Below are 15,965 nucleotides of genomic sequence, written 5' to 3' on the forward strand. Positions count from 1 at the left end.
AAATTCATGTTTAAAAAACGGCAAAATGATAGCATAAAAATTGATTAAGATCATTAAATGCTATGGTTGATGCATAAAAAAGAAGATGGCAACTAGCCATCTTCTTTATTTTTTGTTAGGTCATTATTGTGCTTTTACCGCAGCAATTGCCACCATATTAATAATACGGCGAACAGAAGCGACTGACGTTAAAATATGCGCTGATTTTTTCAAGCCCATTAAGATTGGCCCAACGGTTGTCGGTGTTGCCGTGCCTTGTAATAGATTTAAGCTGATACGCGCAGCTTCCATATTTGGCATCACCAGCACGTTTGCCGCACCTTTGAGTGGGCTGTCCGGCATCACATCATCACGGAGCTGTTGTGATAAGGCAACATCACAGTGCATTTCGCCGTCAATAGAGAGTTCCGGTGCTCTTTCTTTCACTAAACGTAAAACGTTACGCATTTTGACCGCACTTGGGGTGTTGTTGCTGCCGTAATTAGAATGTGAAATTAAGGCAATTTGCGGTTCGATACCAAACAGGCTGACTTCTTTCGCTGTCATGAGCGTAATTTCCGCTAATTCTTCCTCTGTTGGATCGTTGTTCACGAAGGTATCGGCAAGGAATAAGTTGCCTGCCGGTAGCACCAAACCGTTAACGGTAGCGGCTGTATGTACGCCTTCTTGCAAACCAATGACGTTTTTGAGGGTTTTTAAATGATCAGCATAATGTCCTACTAAACCACACAACATGGCGTCGGCATGACCTAAATGTAACAACACGGCACCGATAGCGGTTGGGTTATTAAACATTTCACGTTTTGCAATGCTTGGTGTGACGCCTGAGCGTTTGAGCATGTCATAGTAAGTTTTACAACATTCTTGATAACGTGCGTCATTTTCAATGTTAATTAACTCGAAATCACGTCCCGCCTGAATATGTAAACCGAGTTTTTTAATGCGTTGTTCAATCACGCTTGGGCGACCGAGTAAAATCGGATAAGCGATGCCTAAGGTCGAGATTTCTTGTACGGCGTGTAAAATTCGGGTTTCTTCACCGTCGGTTAATAACACACGTTTCTTGTCTTGTTTGGCTTGAGCAAACACCGGTTTCATAAACAAGTTGGTTTTATAAACGAACTGGGTGAGTTGTTCAATGTATGCATCAAAATCTTTAATTGGACGAGTCGCAACACCGGAATCCATCGCGGCTTTTGCCACAGCAGGTGCGATACGCACGATTAAACGCGGATCGAATGGTTTCGGAATAATATATTCCGGCCCAAAAGACAATTCGCTGTCGCCGTAAGCGGAGGTTACCACATCGCTTTGCTCTGCCAAGGCTAAATCGGCAATGGCGCGCACCGCGGCAAGTTTCATTTCTTCGTTAATGGTGGTGGCGCTGACATCCAATGCACCACGGAAAATGAACGGGAAGCAAAGTACGTTGTTAACTTGGTTCGGATAGTCGGAACGACCGGTACATACAATAGCATCCGGACGGGCTTCTTTTGCCAATGGTGGCAGAATTTCCGGTTCAGGGTTGGCGAGTGCCAAAATCAACGGATGTGCCGCCATGGTTTTAACCATTTCTTGCGTTAACGTACCGGCAGCAGAACAACCTAAGAAAATATCCGCATTCGGAATGACTTCCGCTAAGGTACGTTTGCCGTTATCGTCGATCGCATACAGTTTTTTGGTTTCGTCCATACGATCATCGCGGTTTTTATAGATCACGCCTTTGGAGTCGCACACGGTGATATTTTCTCGTTTCATACCGAGGGAAACCAATAAGTTCAAGCACGCAATCGATGCGGCACCGGCACCGGAGGCAACCAGTTTCACGTTTTCGATTTTTTTATCGACAATGCGTAAGCCGTTTAACACCGCTGCGGCAGAAATAATCGCGGTGCCGTGTTGGTCATCGTGGAAGACAGGAATTTTCATTCTTTCACGTAATTTGCGTTCAATGTAAAAACATTCCGGTGCTTTAATGTCTTCCAAGTTAATGCCGCCGAAGGTTGGTTCAAGAGACGCAATAATATCGATGAGTTTGTCTGGGTCGTGTTCATTTACTTCAATATCGAATACGTTGACACCAGCGAATTTTTTAAACAATACGCCTTTCCCTTCCATCACAGGTTTACCTGCTAAAGCCCCAATATTGCCTAAACCAAGCACTGCGGTACCGTTCGAAATTACCGCCACCAAGTTTCCTCGAGAGGTATATTTATAGGAATCTGCCGGATCTGCCTGAATGGCTAAACAAGGCGCTGCAACACCGGGGGAATAAGCCAAGGCTAAGTCGCGTTGGGTGGCAAGCGATTTGGTTGGTGTCACTTCAATTTTTCCCGGAATTGGGAATTCGTGGAAATCTAATGCTGCTTTTTTTAGTTGTTCATCCATAAAAATATCCTCTTTTGAATAAATTCAGTTAGAAAAAAGTACCCCGCATTATAATTAAAATAGAAAAGAATTCTGTGACATTTCACACATTATTAACAATTTGTCTGAAGTATGAAATGTTGGTCTATGGTGTTTTAATAAAGTGCGGTTATTTCTTGTTGTGTTTTTCCGTGGGCGAAGGACGATAATTAGCGCTATAATGCGCGAGGATTTTTATAAGGAATTTCTATGCGCTTAGATAAATTTTTAGCGGAAACAACCGGTTTAACTCGTTCACAGGCGGCAAAAGTGTTGCGTCAAAGTGCGGTCACGATTAACGGTAAAATTGAAAAGAGCGGGGCGGCGAAAGTGAGCCCTGATGATGAAATTTATTATGATGGTGAGCGTTTAACGTGGGTAGAAAACGGGCAATACATTATGTTGCACAAACCACAAGGTTACATTTGCTCCCATGAAGATGGCGATCATCCGACGATTTATCAATTTTTTGATTATCCTTTATCTACCTGTTTGCACAGTGCCGGGCGGTTGGATGTGGATACCACAGGTTTGGTGCTGTTGACGGATGATGGGCAGTGGTCTCACCGTATTACCTCACCCAAACACCATTACCCGAAAACCTATTTGGTGACCTTGGCAGATCCCGTTGAGGCGAACTATGCGCAGGCTTGTGCTGAGGGTATTTTATTGCGTGGGGAAAAGGAGCCGACCAAACCGGCTGAGTTAGAAATTTTGGATGATTACAATGTCAATTTGACGATCAGCGAGGGACGTTATCATCAAGTAAAGCGGATGTTTGCTGCATTAGGGAATAAAGTTGTCGGGTTGCATCGTTGGAAAATCGGTAATTTGGTGCTAGATGATGATTTAGGCGAAGGAGAATTTCGTCCTCTAACAGAGGAAGAAATCGCATACTTAGGTGGAGAATCCTAGTTTGAGTTCAAATAAAACAGTCAAAACGAATTTTATTTTTGTGGTGGCGTTGGGTATTTTGTCCATGTTGCCGCCATTGGGTGTGGATATGTACCTGCCGGCGTTTTTGAATATTGCGCAGGATTTACAGGTCACAAACGATCAGGTGCAACATACGCTAACCGCTTTTGCTTATGGTTTGGCGCTGGGGCAATTATTCTGGGGACCGTTCGGTGACAGTTTTGGACGCAAGCCAATTATTTTGTTAGGCGTAACGGTTTCTGCGATAGCGGCATTGATTTTAACGCAAATCCATTCTATCGGAAATTTCACCGCACTTCGTTTTGTTCAGGGCTTTTTTGGTGCGGCGCCGGTGGTATTGGTGGGCGCATTGTTGCGTGATTTGTTTGACAAGAATGCACTTTCCAAAATGATGTCGACAATTACGCTGGTGTTTATGATTGCGCCGTTGATCGCACCGGTTGTCGGTGGTTATATTGTCTATTTTTTCCATTGGCACGCCATTTTTTATGTGACTGCTTTCATGGGACTATTGAGTATTTTGCTGGTCTTTTTTGTGGTGCCGGAAACGCATCATAAAGAAAATCGGATTCCGTTACGCTTGAATATTATTGCCCGTAATTTTATGGCGTTATGGAAACAAAAACCGGTGTTAGGTTATATGTTCTCAACGTCCTTTGCCTTTGCCGGCTTATTTGCGTTTTTAACGGCAGGATCGATTGTGTATATCGGGATTTACGGCATCAAGCCTGAAAATTTCGGCTATTTCTTTATGTTGAACATTGGCGTGATGACCTTTAGTTCATTCTTAAATGGGCGTTTAGTGGCTAAATGGGGGGCGGAGACCATGTTCCGTTTGGGGCTTGGGATACAAGGTTTGGCGGGCATCTGGTTGTTGCTTGTGGCGTTATTAGATTTGGGTTTTTGGTCAATGGCGCTGGGCGTAGCAGTGTTTGTGGGACAAAATCCATTGATTTCCTCTAATGCGATGGCCTCTATTTTAGAAAAGTTCCCCAATTCGGCAGGATCGGCGAATTCTATGGTCGGGAGCGTACGGTTTGGCATTGGCGCTTGCATGGGATCTTTGGTGTCTTTATTGCCGATCAATTCGGCGGCGCCAATGTTATTCGCCATGGTGCTTTGTTCTGTGATTGCGGTCGTTTGCTACGTTACGTTAACGGTTAAACATCGGGAATAACCCACGAATTAACTCAGTTATATCAAGGGTTTCGCACATTATGAGAGGTATTCGTATTTGTAACAAAGAACGAAATTTGTTCTAAGTCAAAAAGTAGTTAAACTACCTCTAAGTGGTTATATTATTTAACCCTGCCATTTAATTTCCTTATGATAGAATGCCCCGCAAAAATAAGTCTGTGAAACAATCTGTTATGGTAAATCAATTAATTCTCGAAAATCTCGCTTGCCAACGTGGCGATAAAGTCCTTTTCCAATACTTGAATTTACAAATTCAGGCGGGAGATTTCGTGCAAATTGAAGGGCATAACGGCATTGGTAAAACCAGTTTGCTACGCATTATTGCAGGCCTTGCTTCACCACTGGAAGGAAAAGTGCGGTGGAATTCTGAAGAGATTACTAAACAGCGTGAAATTTTCCATTATGATTTGTTGTATTTAGGGCATCAGAGCGGCATTAAGCCTGAATTAACTGCTTGGGAAAATTTGCGCTTTTATCAGCAAATCGGGCATTGCCATCAGGGTGATGATTTGTTGTGGGAGGTATTACAAACGGTCGGTTTGCTCGGTCGAGAAGATATTCCTGCAGCACAACTTTCTGCCGGACAGCAAAAACGTATTGCGTTGGCTCGTTTGTGGTTATCAAAAGCGCCGTTATGGATTTTAGATGAGCCATTTAACGCTATCGATAAAAAAGGAGTGGCGGTTTTGACCGCACTTTTTGAGCAACACGCACAAAATGGCGGTATTGTAATATTAACCAGCCATCAGGAAGTGCCGAGTGCTCGGTTGAAAAAAATCAATTTAGAACAGTTTAAGTGTACAGAGTGATGGCATGATCTTTTGGAATATTATTAAACGCGAACTACAAATTGCCATGCGCAAACAGGCGGAGATTCTTAATCCGTTGTGGTTTTTTCTTATCGTGATTACCTTGTTTCCATTGGTTATTGGGCCTGATCCGAAACTGCTTTCTCGTATCGCGCCCGGTGTGGCTTGGGTGGCGGCGTTGTTGTCAGCGTTATTGTCGTTTGAGCGTTTGTTTCGTGATGATTTTATTGACGGTTCTTTGGAACAGGTGATGTTGACGTCTCAACCGTTGGTATTAACGGCGTTGGCGAAAGTGCTGGCGCATTGGTTGCTAACAGGCTTGCCGTTAATTTTATTATCGCCTATTGCAGCATTATTGCTGTCATTGGAAATATCAATTTGGTGGGCGCTAGTTCTGACATTATTATTGGGCACACCGGTATTGAGCTGTCTCGGTGCTATTGGTGTGGCGCTTACGGTGGGGCTGCGTAAGGGCGGTGTGCTGTTGAGTTTGTTGGTTGTCCCGCTGTTTATTCCTGTGCTTATTTTTTCCGCGTCGGTGTTAGATGCCGCCGGATTAAATTTACCTTACGGCGGGCAATTGGCCATTCTTGGCGCGATTTTAGCCGCCGTGGTGACATTATCTCCTTTTGCCATAGCAACGGCATTACGGATTAGTTTAGATCAATAGAGGATAGTTTATGTGGAAGTGGTTGCATCCTTATGCAAAATCGGAAACTCAATATCAATTATGTGGTAAGTTCAGCCCTTATCTTGCAATCCTGACCGCGCTGTTATTGAGTGTTGGTATCGTGTGGGGTATCGCATTTGCGCCTGCGGATTATCAACAGGGCAATAGCTTCCGCATCATGTATGTGCATGTGCCGACAGCAATTTGGTCGATGGGGGTTTATGGCTCCATGGCGGTTGCGGCATTAGTTGCACTTGTGTGGCAAATTAAGCAGGCACAATTGGCAATGATTGCCATGGCGCCTATTGGGGCATTATTTACCTTCTTGGCGTTGGTGACCGGTGCGATTTGGGGAAAACCAATGTGGGGTGCTTGGTGGGTATGGGATGCCCGCTTAACTGCCGAGTTAATTCTGTTTTTCTTATATTTAGGTGTGTTGGCATTGTATTCCGCTTTTCAAGATCGCAATGTCGGTGCAAAAGCCGCTTCTGTCTTGTGCCTTGTTGGTGTGGTGAATTTGCCGATCATTCACTTTTCGGTGGAATGGTGGAATACCTTACATCAAGGTGCAAGTATCACAAAATTAGAACGACCATCTATTGCTACACCAATGTTGCTGCCGTTGATTTTATGTATCTTTGGTTTCATGACGTTATCTATTTGGTTGACGTTGGTACGTTACCGCAACGAATTATTGAAAGAAGATGCTAAACGCCCATGGGTAAAAGCATTGGCTGAAAAATTTTAGGTTGAACCGGGGGAATTATGTTTTTTGAATCTTGGAGTGAATTACTGGATATGGGAGGCTACGGTTTTTATGTGTGGCTTTCTTATGGTCTGAGCTTATTGGCGATTGTGGTGCTTATCGTGCAGAGTCTTGCAGGCAAAAGTGCGGTGCTAAAATCCATCAAACGTGAACAACAACGTGAAGCCCGTTTACAACAAATGAAACAAAAAGGAGATACGCTATGAACCCGAGACGTAAATCTCGTTTATCCGTGGTCTTATTCGTACTGTTAGGTGTGGCTGTGGCTTCCGCTTTAGTGTTATACGCGTTACGCCAAAATATCGATCTGTTCTATACACCATCAGAAGTGATTTACGGTAAAAACGATGATGCTGATCAAAAACCGGAAGTTGGACAACGTATTCGTGTCGGTGGCATGGTTGTTGCCGGTACGGTAGAACGTGATCCGAAAAGCTTAAAAGTTCGTTTCGATTTGAACGACATTGGTCCATCTATCAGTGTTGAATATGAAGGGATTCTTCCCGATTTATTCCGTGAAGGTCAAGGCATTGTTGCACAAGGTATTTTAAAAGAACCAACCTTGTTAGAAGCAAGCGAAGTGTTGGCGAAACACGATGAAAACTACGTGCCACCGGATTTAGAAAAACAAATGCAAAAAGTACATAAACCGATGGGTGTTTCTGATCTGAAAGGTGAGAGTGAACGCGATCGTCAAGAAAAAATGAAAGAAGGTCAGTAATGATTGCAGAATTAGGAAATTATGCTTTAGCGCTAAGCTTAGCAATCGCCATTTTATTGGCGATTTTCCCTTTATGGGGGGCGGAAAAAGGAAGTGTACAAATGATGTCCTTAGCGCGTCCAATGACATATGGTTTGTTTGTCGTGTTAACTTTTTCTTTTGGCGCCTTATTTTATTTGTTCGCTGTTAACGATTTCAGCGTGCAATATGTGGTGAATAACTCTAACACGACATTGCCAATTTATTATCGTTTGTCTGCAGTATGGGGTTCCCATGAAGGATCATTGTTATTATGGATTTGGTTGCTCTCTTTGTGGAGCGCAGCAGTAGCATTGTTTAGTAAACACTTACCACAAGAAGCAACCGCTCGTGTGCTTGGTATCATGGGGATTATCAGCATTGGTTTCTTACTTTTCATGTTATTTACCTCCAATCCATTTAACCGTACTTTCCCTGAATTTCCGGTGGACGGCAAAGAACTTAACCCGTTATTGCAGGATGTCGGGTTGATTTTCCATCCGCCATTGTTATACATGGGATATGTAGGTTTTTCTGTCGCCTTTGCTTTTGCCATCGCGTCTTTGATGACCGGTAAACTTGATACCGCTTGGGCTCGTTGGTCGCGCCCTTGGACGATGGCCGCTTGGGTGTTCTTAACACTTGGTATCGTGCTTGGTTCTTGGTGGGCATATTATGAACTCGGCTGGGGCGGCTGGTGGTTCTGGGATCCGGTAGAAAATGCCTCCTTCATGCCTTGGTTGGCAGGTACCGCGTTGTTGCACTCTTTAGCAGTAACGGAAAAACGTGGGTCTTTTAAAGCCTGGACGGTGTTACTCGCAATTTCTGCGTTCTCCTTGTGTTTGCTTGGCACATTCTTGGTGCGTTCCGGTATTTTGGTTTCCGTACATGCCTTTGCCTCTGACCCAACCCGTGGTTTATATGTCTTAGTCTATTTAATCGTGGTGATTGGCGGCTCACTGACCTTGTATGCTTACAAAGGAAGCCAAATTCGTTCACGTGATAATGCGGAGCGTTATTCCCGTGAAAGCCTGTTGTTGTTAAATAATATTTTATTAATGACCGCACTTTGTGTCGTATTGTTGGGAACATTGTTGCCTCTCGTACACAAACAGTTAGGCTTAGGCTCCATTTCTATTGGTGCGCCGTTCTTTGATCAAATGTTCCTGATTATTATGACACCGTTTGCTTTGCTGTTAGGTATTGGTCCGCTTGTGAAGTGGCGTCGTGACCAATTCTCTGCAATTCGCACGCCGGTGATTGTGAGTTTGATTATCATGCTGATTGCCGGTTTTGCACTGCCTTATTTATTGCAAGACAAACTTACCGTCAGTGCTGTGTTAGGCACCATGATGGCAGTGATTATCGTATTGCTTAGCCTTTATGAAATGCATCAACGGGCTACCCATCGGGAAAGTTTCTTGAAAGGAGTTACAAAATTATCCCGTTCCCACTGGGGCATGGTGTTGGCGCATTTAGGGGTGGCGATGACCGTTTGGGGAATTGCGTTCAGCCAAAACTACAGTGTTGAACGTGATGTCCGCATGAGTGTGGGAGATACCGTACAAATTGCTGACTATGATTTCACCTTCAAGGGCATTAGCGATGCTAACGGGCCTAACTATATTGGTGGAAAAGCACAAATTGATATCACCTATCATGGTAAAACCGAAGCGACATTATTCGCTGAAAAACGTCTTTATACCGTAAGCAAAATGCCGATGACTGAAGCGGCTATCGACTGGGGCTTTACCCGTGATTTATATGTGGCATTAGGTGAAAAATTAGAGAATAACGCCTGGGCATTACGCTTATATTATAAACCGTTTATTCGTTGGATTTGGCTAGGCGGGTTGTTTATGGCGCTGGGCGGTTTATTGTGTATGTTTGACCGTCGTTATCGCTTTAGCAAAATTTTAAGCAGTGAAAATGCGCAATAAATCTTCATTGGCGTAATAGAGTATTGATAATGAATAAAAAATTATATTTACCTTTAATCATTTTTTTAGGTTTAGCGATGGCATTTCTGGTGCAGTTGCAACGCAATTCACAAGGCGATGATCCGAAAACATTAGAATCTGCGCTAGTGGGTAAACCTGTTCCGGCAAAAACGTTACCGGATTTGCTTTCAGAGAAAACCTATGATGAATCCTTGTTTAAGCAAGGCAAACCGGTTTTACTCAATGTATGGGCGACCTGGTGTCCTACTTGTTATGCCGAACACCAATATCTGAACCAATTGGCGAAACAAGGGGTGACGATCATTGGTTTGGACTATAAAGATAATAACGCGAAAGCGATAAAATGGCTGAAGGATCTTGGTAATCCTTATCAGGTCGTGTTGAAAGATGAAAAAGGGTCTTTTGCTTTAGATTTAGGGGTGTATGGCGCGCCGGAAACCTTTATTGTTGATGGCAATGGCGTGATTCATTATCGCTATGCCGGTGATGTAAACGAAAAAGTTTGGCAGGAAACCTTGCAGCCGATTTATCAAAAATTAGGCGGAGGGAAAGAGTAATGATAAAAACACTTTTATTTTCTACCGCACTTTTGTTTAGCGTTAGTGCTTCTGCAGCGATTGATGCATTGAATTTCAGTTCACCGCAACAGGAAGATGATTATCACGCGTTAACGCAGGAATTACGCTGTCCGCAATGTCAGAATAACAACATTGCCGATTCCAACGCAGTGATCGCGGTGGATATGCGTGGCAAAGTGTTTGAGTTATTGCAAGAAGGCAAATCTAAACAAGATGTTGTGCAGTACATGGTGGATCGCTACGGTAATTTTGTCACTTATGATCCGCCGTTAACTCCCGCTACTATGATTCTTTGGTGTGCGCCGATTCTTTTCATTTTGCTTGGCGTTTTGGTACTTTTCCGTCGCAAACGTTCGCAAAGTGAGCAAGTGAGCCATGCAACGGAAAGTGCTACTAATGTGTTAACTGAAGAACAACAAAACCGTTTGAATACTTTATTAAACAAGGAGAATGATAGATGAATTTATGGTTAAGCATTCTCATCTTAACGTTGGTTGCCGCGTTAATTTGTTTTTTCCCGTTGTTATTAAAAGCCAAAAAAAGTACGTCAGTAAAACGCGATGATCTCAATAAAGCCTTTTATTTCGAGCGCTTAAAAGAGCTGGAAATAGATGAAAATCAAGGATTATTAGAAAATACCAAACAGCTTAAATTAGAGCTGCAACAATCCCTTTTGGAAGATATTCCTCAGCAGGCTGAAAGTACTTTTCTCAGTGAGAAAAATTACGGCAAGTTATGGTTTGTTTCCGGTTTCTTAGCATTAGCAATTTTGTCGGGTGCCGCATATTTTGCAGTGGGTTCTTGGCAATCGGAAATCATGTTAGAAAAAACGGCAGAAAAACTACCGTACTTTTATGAGCGCATAAAAAGTGAGACCACCAACCCGCTAGATGAAGCAGAAATGCAACAATTTGCGACCGCACTTCGAGTTGATTTACAGAAAAACCCAAACAACGCGAAAAATTGGTGGTTATTGGGACAACTTGGTATGAATTTGCAACAACCAAGAATGGCATTGGATAGTTTTGCTCGTGCGAATAAGTTAGAACCTGATAATAACCAGTATAAGCTCGGGTATGCTCGTGTTTTAATGTTTTCTGAAGACACGACGGACAAGTTAAAAGGCAATAATTTATTACGCGAAGTGATTCGTGAGGATCACAGCAATATTGAAGCCTTAAGTTTGCTGGCGTTTAGTTATTTTGAAACGGAAGATTACAAAATGGCAGCCGTCACATGGGCAATGATGTTAAAACTGTTACCGAAAGATGACCCTAGAGCGCCAATTATTGAGCGTAGCATTCGTTCTGCGCGTGATGCATTAGAAGGTCAAGAACAAGAGAAACATCAGCAGGTGATACCAAATAAGGAAAATTAAATTGATTTAATTTTTAGAAAAAATAGCGCTGTTTTTGACCGCACTTATTTTTTAAAAGGCTAAATTCTTTTCGGAATTTAGCCTTTTTGTTTCGTTCAAGTAAATGTAGCATAGGGTATTAAATCTAATACCTCTTTATGGTTACATGTAAATTGACGGTTTTAGAGTGGGTATTTGATTAAATACCTATGAATAGGTATTTTTGAGGTTTGGATATATCGATAATGATGCTACAAAAATAAACAAAATCAAGTCCTAGATTTTAAAAATTGATCAAGAGCAAGAAAACTGCAAATATCCATAGAAAAATTATGATTATTTCGCTATTTTACCGCTGATTTTAAGTCGTTTATGTCTTCTATCATATTGTTATTAATGATAAAAATTCTCATTAGTAATGAGCTGATAACAGATGTTTTTGTAACCTTCTATTAATTCTAGTAGAAGCCATTTTATAACCTTATTGGAGTGATTATCGTGAACGCATTGAGAAAAAGCCTACTCGTAGCAGCTTCTTTTGCAGCTTTCGGCGTATGTAATTCGGCGATGGCGGAATTGGTGTACAAACCGGTTGAGCAACCTGTTGAAGCACCTAATCCGAACCTAAAAATTGAAGCAGTAAATGAGAAATTTGCTGAAAAATACCCTAAACAATTTGAGTCTTGGAAAGCGACTGAAAAAGGCGACAAAATCATCTATGCAGATGAACAAGACCCTCGTTTGATCGTGTTATGGGGCGGTTATGCTTTCGCGAAAGAATATAACGCGCCGCGTGGTCACGTTTATGCAGTGAAAGACGTACGTGATATTTTACGTACCGGCGCACCAAAAACTACGACTGATGGCCCACAACCAATGGCATGTTGGACTTGTAAAGGTCCGGACGTTCCACGTTTAATCGCGGAATGGGGTGAAGATGGCTACTTTAGTGGTAAATGGGCTAAAGGTGGTGCAGAAGTGGTGAACTCAATCGGTTGTGCTGACTGTCACGACACCACATCAAAAGACTTTGCTGAAGGCAAACCTGCATTACGTATTGCTCGTCCACACGTTCTTCGTGCATTAGATCACTTAAATAATGCACTTCAAGCAAAAGCAAAAGCTGAAGGTAAAGAACAAACTAACTTAAGCTTTAACACAGCTGCTCGCACTGAAAAACGTGCTGAAATCTGTGCAAACTGTCACGTTGAATACTACTTCGCGGGCGACTTAAAACAAGTGACCTTCCCATGGGATAACGGTCAAACTGTTGATGATATCGAAAAATACTACGATGACATCGGTTTCACCGACTGGACGCACTCTCTTTCTAAAGCACCAATGTTAAAAGCACAACACCCTGACTTTGAAATTTGGTCTTTAGGTATGCACGGTAAAAACGGCGTAACTTGTATCGACTGTCACATGCCTAAAGTACAAGGTAAAGACGGTAAAGTTTACACCGACCACCAAATCCAAAACCCATTCGATGCATTTGATACCACCTGTGCAAACTGTCACGATCAAAGCAAAGAAAAACTTAAAGACATCGTTGCTTCACGTAAAAAAGAAGTGAAAGATGTAATGGGTCGTTTAGAAGATCAAGTCGTTCGTGCTCACTTTGAAGCGAAAGCGGCATGGGATGCAGGTGCAACTAAAGAAGAAATGGAACCTGTTTTAATGGATATCCGTCACGCTCAATGGCGTTGGGACTACGCAGCAGCAAGCCACGGTGGTCACATGCACGCACCTGATGTAATGCTTCGCGTATTAGGTTCAGGCATAGACAAAGCAGCAGATGCACGCGCTAAACTTGCAGCAATCTTAACTAAACATGGCGTGAAAACTCCAGTTGAAGTACCAGATATTTCTACAGCTGATAAAGCATGGAAAGTAATGGGTATTGATATCGAGAAAGAACGTAAAGCGAAAAAAGAATTCTTAGAAACTGTTGTACCTCAATGGGTAAAAGAAGCGAAATCCAATGGCAAATTAGCTGAAGATACCGCAACAAAACAATAAAAAAAGAACCGCACTTTGTAACTAAAGTGTCGAAGTGCGGCCATTTTTAACCCTATATTTGAGGTAATCAGAATGAATTTAACTTCTTTAATCAGTAAATCGGCAAAATCCCTTGCATTGCTTGCAATGCTTGCGGCAATGCCAATGACTACAAGTGCGGAAGAGATGGCAAAAACACCTGCCTCTCAACTCACTTATGAGCCACAATTGGATAACCAACGTGATCCGAACCAATATTGTGCAAAATGTCATAAATTTGATAAAGCCGATAAAAGTCAAACTTTAGATCAATCCGGTGGTGAATTACATTTCGGTAAATTCCACGGCGCACACTTAAATCAAAAAAGTCCTAACACGGGTAAACCGATTAACTGTGTAAACTGTCACGGTAATATTTCGGAAGATCACCGTCGTGGTGCAAAAGATGTGATGCGTTTTGATGGCGATATCTTTGGTGATAAAAAACCGATGTATAGCGCACAAGAACAAAACCAAGTTTGTTTTGCTTGTCACCAACCGGCAAAACTTCGTGAAAAACTTTGGGCGCACGATGTTCACGCAATGAAATTGCCTTGTGCAAGCTGCCATACATTACACCCGAAAGATGATGCGATGAAAGGTATTCAACCGAAAAATCGTGTGAAACTTTGTGTAGATTGCCACGGCGAACAACAAAAACGCAAAGCGGCAAAAGAAGCACAATCACAAACGCAATCAACCGAACAAAAGGATAAATAATGACAGCTTGTTCACGCCGAAACTTTGTTTCCGGCATGGGGGCATTAATCCTTATGACGGGAACATCAGTGACCTCTTTAGCGAAAGAGGAAAAGGCGGATAAACCGAAACGCTATGCAATGGTACACGACGAAACAGCTTGTATCGGCTGTACCGCTTGTATGGATGCTTGTCGTGAAACAAACCACGTTCCTGAAGGCGTTTCACGTTTGGAAATTCTTCGTAGTGAACCTTATGGCGAATTCCCAAATCAAGAATACGAGTTTTTCCGTCAATCTTGCCAACACTGTACAAACGCCCCTTGTGTGGCAGTTTGTCCGACCGGTGCATCATTTATTGATCCTGAAACAGGTATCGTAGATGTGCATAAAGATCTTTGTGTAGGTTGCCAATACTGTGTTGCAGTTTGTCCTTACCGCGTACGTTTCATTCACCCGGTACACCGTACTGCGGATAAATGTAACTTCTGTCGCGATACAAACTTAGCAGCTGGCAAACAACCTGCTTGTGTAGAAGCTTGTCCAACCAAGGCATTAACCTTTGGCGATATGAATGATCCAAGCAGTGCAGTTTCCCGCAAAGTGAAAGAAAATCCGGTTTATCGCACTAAAGTGGAATTAGGTACGCAACCAAATCTTTACCATATTCCATTCCAACACGGGGAGCCAAGAAGATGACATTAGATTATCCTGTTCCGTTTCATACACCTAATTTGGTGTGGGATTCAACAATCGCTATCTATTTATTCTTACTTGGTATTTCTTCCGGTGCGGTACAATTAGCGATTGCTTATAAACGTAGTCACAAATTAGAAAATCCTAGCAAAAACTGGATTATCCGAGCGGCCGCCGTTTTAGGTTCTGTGCCAACATTAATTGGTTTAACCCTGTTAATTTTCCACTTGGCACGTCCTTGGACATTCTGGAAATTGATGTTTAACTATCAATTCAACTCTGTAATGTCTATGGGGGTAATGTTATTCCAAGTGTATATGCTCTTCCTCGTGTTATGGTGTGCAGTGATTTTTAAAGATGAGATCGCTGCCTTGATTAATCGTTTCATGCCAAAACTGGGTTTCTTAGTGAAATGGATTAATGCAATTGAACGCGTGGTTGGTCCATGTGAAGTTATCCTATTCGTTTTAGCTGCCGTGTTAGGGGCTTATACCGGCTTCTTACTTTCCGCGTTGATTAGCTACCCGATGCTGAATAACCCGGTATTACCGGCGCTATTCCTAGCCTCAGGTACATCATCAGGTATCGCAGCCACCTTCTTATTTATCCTTATTGCAGGTAAATTAAAAGGTGATTCCCATGAATCTCACTTCATTCATAAATTTGAAGTGCCGATTATGGTTACCGAGTTTGGTTTATTAGTATGTTTCTTCGTTGGACTCTACTTCGGTGGCGGACAAAAGGTGGTGGCGTTACATAATGCGTTATCCGGCTTCTGGGGCGCAGTCTTCTGGATTGGGGTATTCTTTATCGGTATCTTAATTCCGTTGATTGCCAATATGTTTGTTAGCGATCGTTGGAAATTCAACAAGAACTTTATCATCCTAGTGTCGATTTTCGACTTGATCGGGGTGTTATGCTTGCGTTACTTTATCTTGTACGCAGGACAGCTTACCACCGCATGATAAGGTTTTTGTTTGTATCAAAAGGCGTAGTAAAATACGCCTTTTTGTTTGGCGTTATTTTCTTTGGCAAATAAAAATAAAAAAGAAAGACGGCTCAAAGAAGGAAATCTGATTTGTTTTTTCTACGAGTAAAGTGCGGTTAAAATT

At 42.5% G+C, this 15,965-nt stretch carries 16 protein-coding genes; 15 read left to right on the top strand and 1 reads right to left on the bottom strand.

Annotated features, from left to right (window positions below):
* Positions 1–123: 123 nt before the first annotated feature.
* The gene (locus HMPREF9064_RS07520) at positions 124–2,388 is read right to left on the bottom strand and encodes an NADP-dependent malic enzyme (RefSeq protein WP_006717125.1); all 2,265 of its coding nucleotides are present in this window, start codon (positions 2,386–2,388) and stop codon (positions 124–126) included.
* Positions 2,389–2,616: 228 nt separating this feature from the next.
* On the opposite strand from HMPREF9064_RS07520, the gene rsuA reads away from it, so the two are divergent.
* The 15 genes from rsuA to nrfD all read left to right on the top strand — a co-directional run bounded on the left by rsuA (position 2,617) and on the right by nrfD (position 15,818).
* Entirely contained in the window at positions 2,617–3,321 is a 705-nt protein-coding gene (gene rsuA / locus HMPREF9064_RS07515) for a 16S rRNA pseudouridine(516) synthase RsuA (RefSeq protein ID WP_006717127.1), read from the top strand.
* Position 3,322: 1 nt separating this feature from the next.
* Positions 3,323–4,519: a Bcr/CflA family multidrug efflux MFS transporter gene (locus HMPREF9064_RS07510; protein ID WP_032997769.1), complete on the top strand. Its 1,197-nt coding sequence runs from the start codon at positions 3,323–3,325 to the stop codon at positions 4,517–4,519.
* A gap of 193 nt (positions 4,520–4,712) precedes the next feature.
* On the top strand, positions 4,713–5,348 hold the full coding sequence (ccmA, locus tag HMPREF9064_RS07505) for a cytochrome c biogenesis heme-transporting ATPase CcmA (RefSeq protein WP_032998087.1): 636 nt from the start codon (positions 4,713–4,715) through the stop codon (positions 5,346–5,348).
* 4 nt (positions 5,349–5,352) lie between these two features.
* Positions 5,353–6,018: a heme exporter protein CcmB gene (ccmB, locus tag HMPREF9064_RS07500; protein WP_006717132.1), complete on the top strand. Its 666-nt coding sequence runs from the start codon at positions 5,353–5,355 to the stop codon at positions 6,016–6,018.
* Positions 6,019–6,028: 10 nt separating this feature from the next.
* A complete protein-coding gene (locus HMPREF9064_RS07495; RefSeq protein ID WP_006717134.1) occupies positions 6,029–6,766 on the top strand; it encodes a heme ABC transporter permease in 738 nt (245 codons plus the stop codon).
* Between the two features lie 17 nt (positions 6,767–6,783).
* The gene (ccmD, locus tag HMPREF9064_RS07490) at positions 6,784–6,990 is read left to right on the top strand and encodes a heme exporter protein CcmD (RefSeq protein WP_006717136.1); all 207 of its coding nucleotides are present in this window, start codon (positions 6,784–6,786) and stop codon (positions 6,988–6,990) included.
* A complete protein-coding gene (ccmE, locus tag HMPREF9064_RS07485) occupies positions 6,987–7,505 on the top strand; it encodes a cytochrome c maturation protein CcmE (protein WP_006717138.1) in 519 nt (172 codons plus the stop codon). Before ccmD ends, ccmE begins: the two co-directional genes overlap by 4 nt.
* Positions 7,505–9,463: a heme lyase CcmF/NrfE family subunit gene (locus HMPREF9064_RS07480; protein ID WP_006717140.1), complete on the top strand. Its 1,959-nt coding sequence runs from the start codon at positions 7,505–7,507 to the stop codon at positions 9,461–9,463. The genes ccmE and HMPREF9064_RS07480 overlap by 1 nt, the downstream gene beginning before the upstream one ends.
* A 29-nt stretch (positions 9,464–9,492) precedes the next feature.
* The gene (locus HMPREF9064_RS07475; RefSeq protein ID WP_006717144.1) at positions 9,493–10,041 is read left to right on the top strand and encodes a DsbE family thiol:disulfide interchange protein; all 549 of its coding nucleotides are present in this window, start codon (positions 9,493–9,495) and stop codon (positions 10,039–10,041) included.
* Positions 10,041–10,523 (top strand): cytochrome c-type biogenesis protein, encoded by a 483-nt coding sequence (locus tag HMPREF9064_RS07470; protein ID WP_006717146.1) that lies wholly within the window; start codon positions 10,041–10,043, stop codon positions 10,521–10,523. The genes HMPREF9064_RS07475 and HMPREF9064_RS07470 overlap by 1 nt, the downstream gene beginning before the upstream one ends.
* Positions 10,520–11,440, top strand: coding sequence for a c-type cytochrome biogenesis protein CcmI (gene ccmI, locus HMPREF9064_RS07465; RefSeq protein WP_006717147.1), 921 nt, complete (start codon positions 10,520–10,522; stop codon positions 11,438–11,440). Before HMPREF9064_RS07470 ends, ccmI begins: the two co-directional genes overlap by 4 nt.
* 477 nt (positions 11,441–11,917) lie before the next feature.
* Complete coding sequence (gene nrfA, locus HMPREF9064_RS07460; RefSeq protein ID WP_169308657.1) at positions 11,918–13,441, top strand: ammonia-forming nitrite reductase cytochrome c552 subunit; 1,524 nt, start codon at positions 11,918–11,920, stop codon at positions 13,439–13,441.
* A gap of 72 nt (positions 13,442–13,513) precedes the next feature.
* Positions 13,514–14,179, top strand: coding sequence for a cytochrome c nitrite reductase pentaheme subunit (gene nrfB / locus HMPREF9064_RS07455; RefSeq protein ID WP_006717150.1), 666 nt, complete (start codon positions 13,514–13,516; stop codon positions 14,177–14,179).
* Positions 14,179–14,856 carry a cytochrome c nitrite reductase Fe-S protein gene (gene nrfC / locus HMPREF9064_RS07450; RefSeq protein WP_005695543.1) on the top strand — a complete coding sequence of 226 codons (678 nt, stop codon included), beginning with the start codon at positions 14,179–14,181 and terminating at the stop codon, positions 14,854–14,856. Before nrfB ends, nrfC begins: the two co-directional genes overlap by 1 nt.
* A complete protein-coding gene (gene nrfD / locus HMPREF9064_RS07445) occupies positions 14,853–15,818 on the top strand; it encodes a cytochrome c nitrite reductase subunit NrfD (protein ID WP_006717157.1) in 966 nt (321 codons plus the stop codon). The genes nrfC and nrfD overlap by 4 nt, the downstream gene beginning before the upstream one ends.
* The last annotated feature ends 147 nt before the right edge of the window (positions 15,819–15,965 follow it).

It is taken from the genome of Aggregatibacter segnis ATCC 33393, from assembly GCF_000185305.1.
Classification (GTDB): domain Bacteria; phylum Pseudomonadota; class Gammaproteobacteria; order Enterobacterales; family Pasteurellaceae; genus Aggregatibacter; species Aggregatibacter segnis.

Bases quoted from the DNA above. Each gene is read 5' to 3' on its own strand.
- HMPREF9064_RS07495 (WP_006717134.1), top strand. From the start codon at position 6,029: ATGTGGAAGTGGTTGCATCCTTATGCAAAATCGGAAACTCAATATCAA.
- ccmI (WP_006717147.1), top strand. From the start codon at position 10,520: ATGAATTTATGGTTAAGCATTCTCATCTTAACGTTGGTTGCCGCGTTA.
- HMPREF9064_RS07475 (WP_006717144.1), top strand. From the start codon at position 9,493: ATGAATAAAAAATTATATTTACCTTTAATCATTTTTTTAGGTTTAGCG.
- HMPREF9064_RS07480 (WP_006717140.1), top strand. From the start codon at position 7,505: ATGATTGCAGAATTAGGAAATTATGCTTTAGCGCTAAGCTTAGCAATC.
- nrfD (WP_006717157.1), top strand. From the start codon at position 14,853: ATGACATTAGATTATCCTGTTCCGTTTCATACACCTAATTTGGTGTGG.
- nrfB (WP_006717150.1), top strand. From the start codon at position 13,514: ATGAATTTAACTTCTTTAATCAGTAAATCGGCAAAATCCCTTGCATTG.
- rsuA (WP_006717127.1), top strand. From the start codon at position 2,617: ATGCGCTTAGATAAATTTTTAGCGGAAACAACCGGTTTAACTCGTTCA.
- ccmD (WP_006717136.1), top strand. From the start codon at position 6,784: ATGTTTTTTGAATCTTGGAGTGAATTACTGGATATGGGAGGCTACGGT.
- ccmA (WP_032998087.1), top strand. From the start codon at position 4,713: ATGGTAAATCAATTAATTCTCGAAAATCTCGCTTGCCAACGTGGCGAT.
- nrfC (WP_005695543.1), top strand. From the start codon at position 14,179: ATGACAGCTTGTTCACGCCGAAACTTTGTTTCCGGCATGGGGGCATTA.
- HMPREF9064_RS07520 (WP_006717125.1), bottom strand. From the start codon at position 2,388: ATGGATGAACAACTAAAAAAAGCAGCATTAGATTTCCACGAATTCCCA.
- HMPREF9064_RS07470 (WP_006717146.1), top strand. From the start codon at position 10,041: ATGATAAAAACACTTTTATTTTCTACCGCACTTTTGTTTAGCGTTAGT.
- ccmB (WP_006717132.1), top strand. From the start codon at position 5,353: ATGATCTTTTGGAATATTATTAAACGCGAACTACAAATTGCCATGCGC.
- ccmE (WP_006717138.1), top strand. From the start codon at position 6,987: ATGAACCCGAGACGTAAATCTCGTTTATCCGTGGTCTTATTCGTACTG.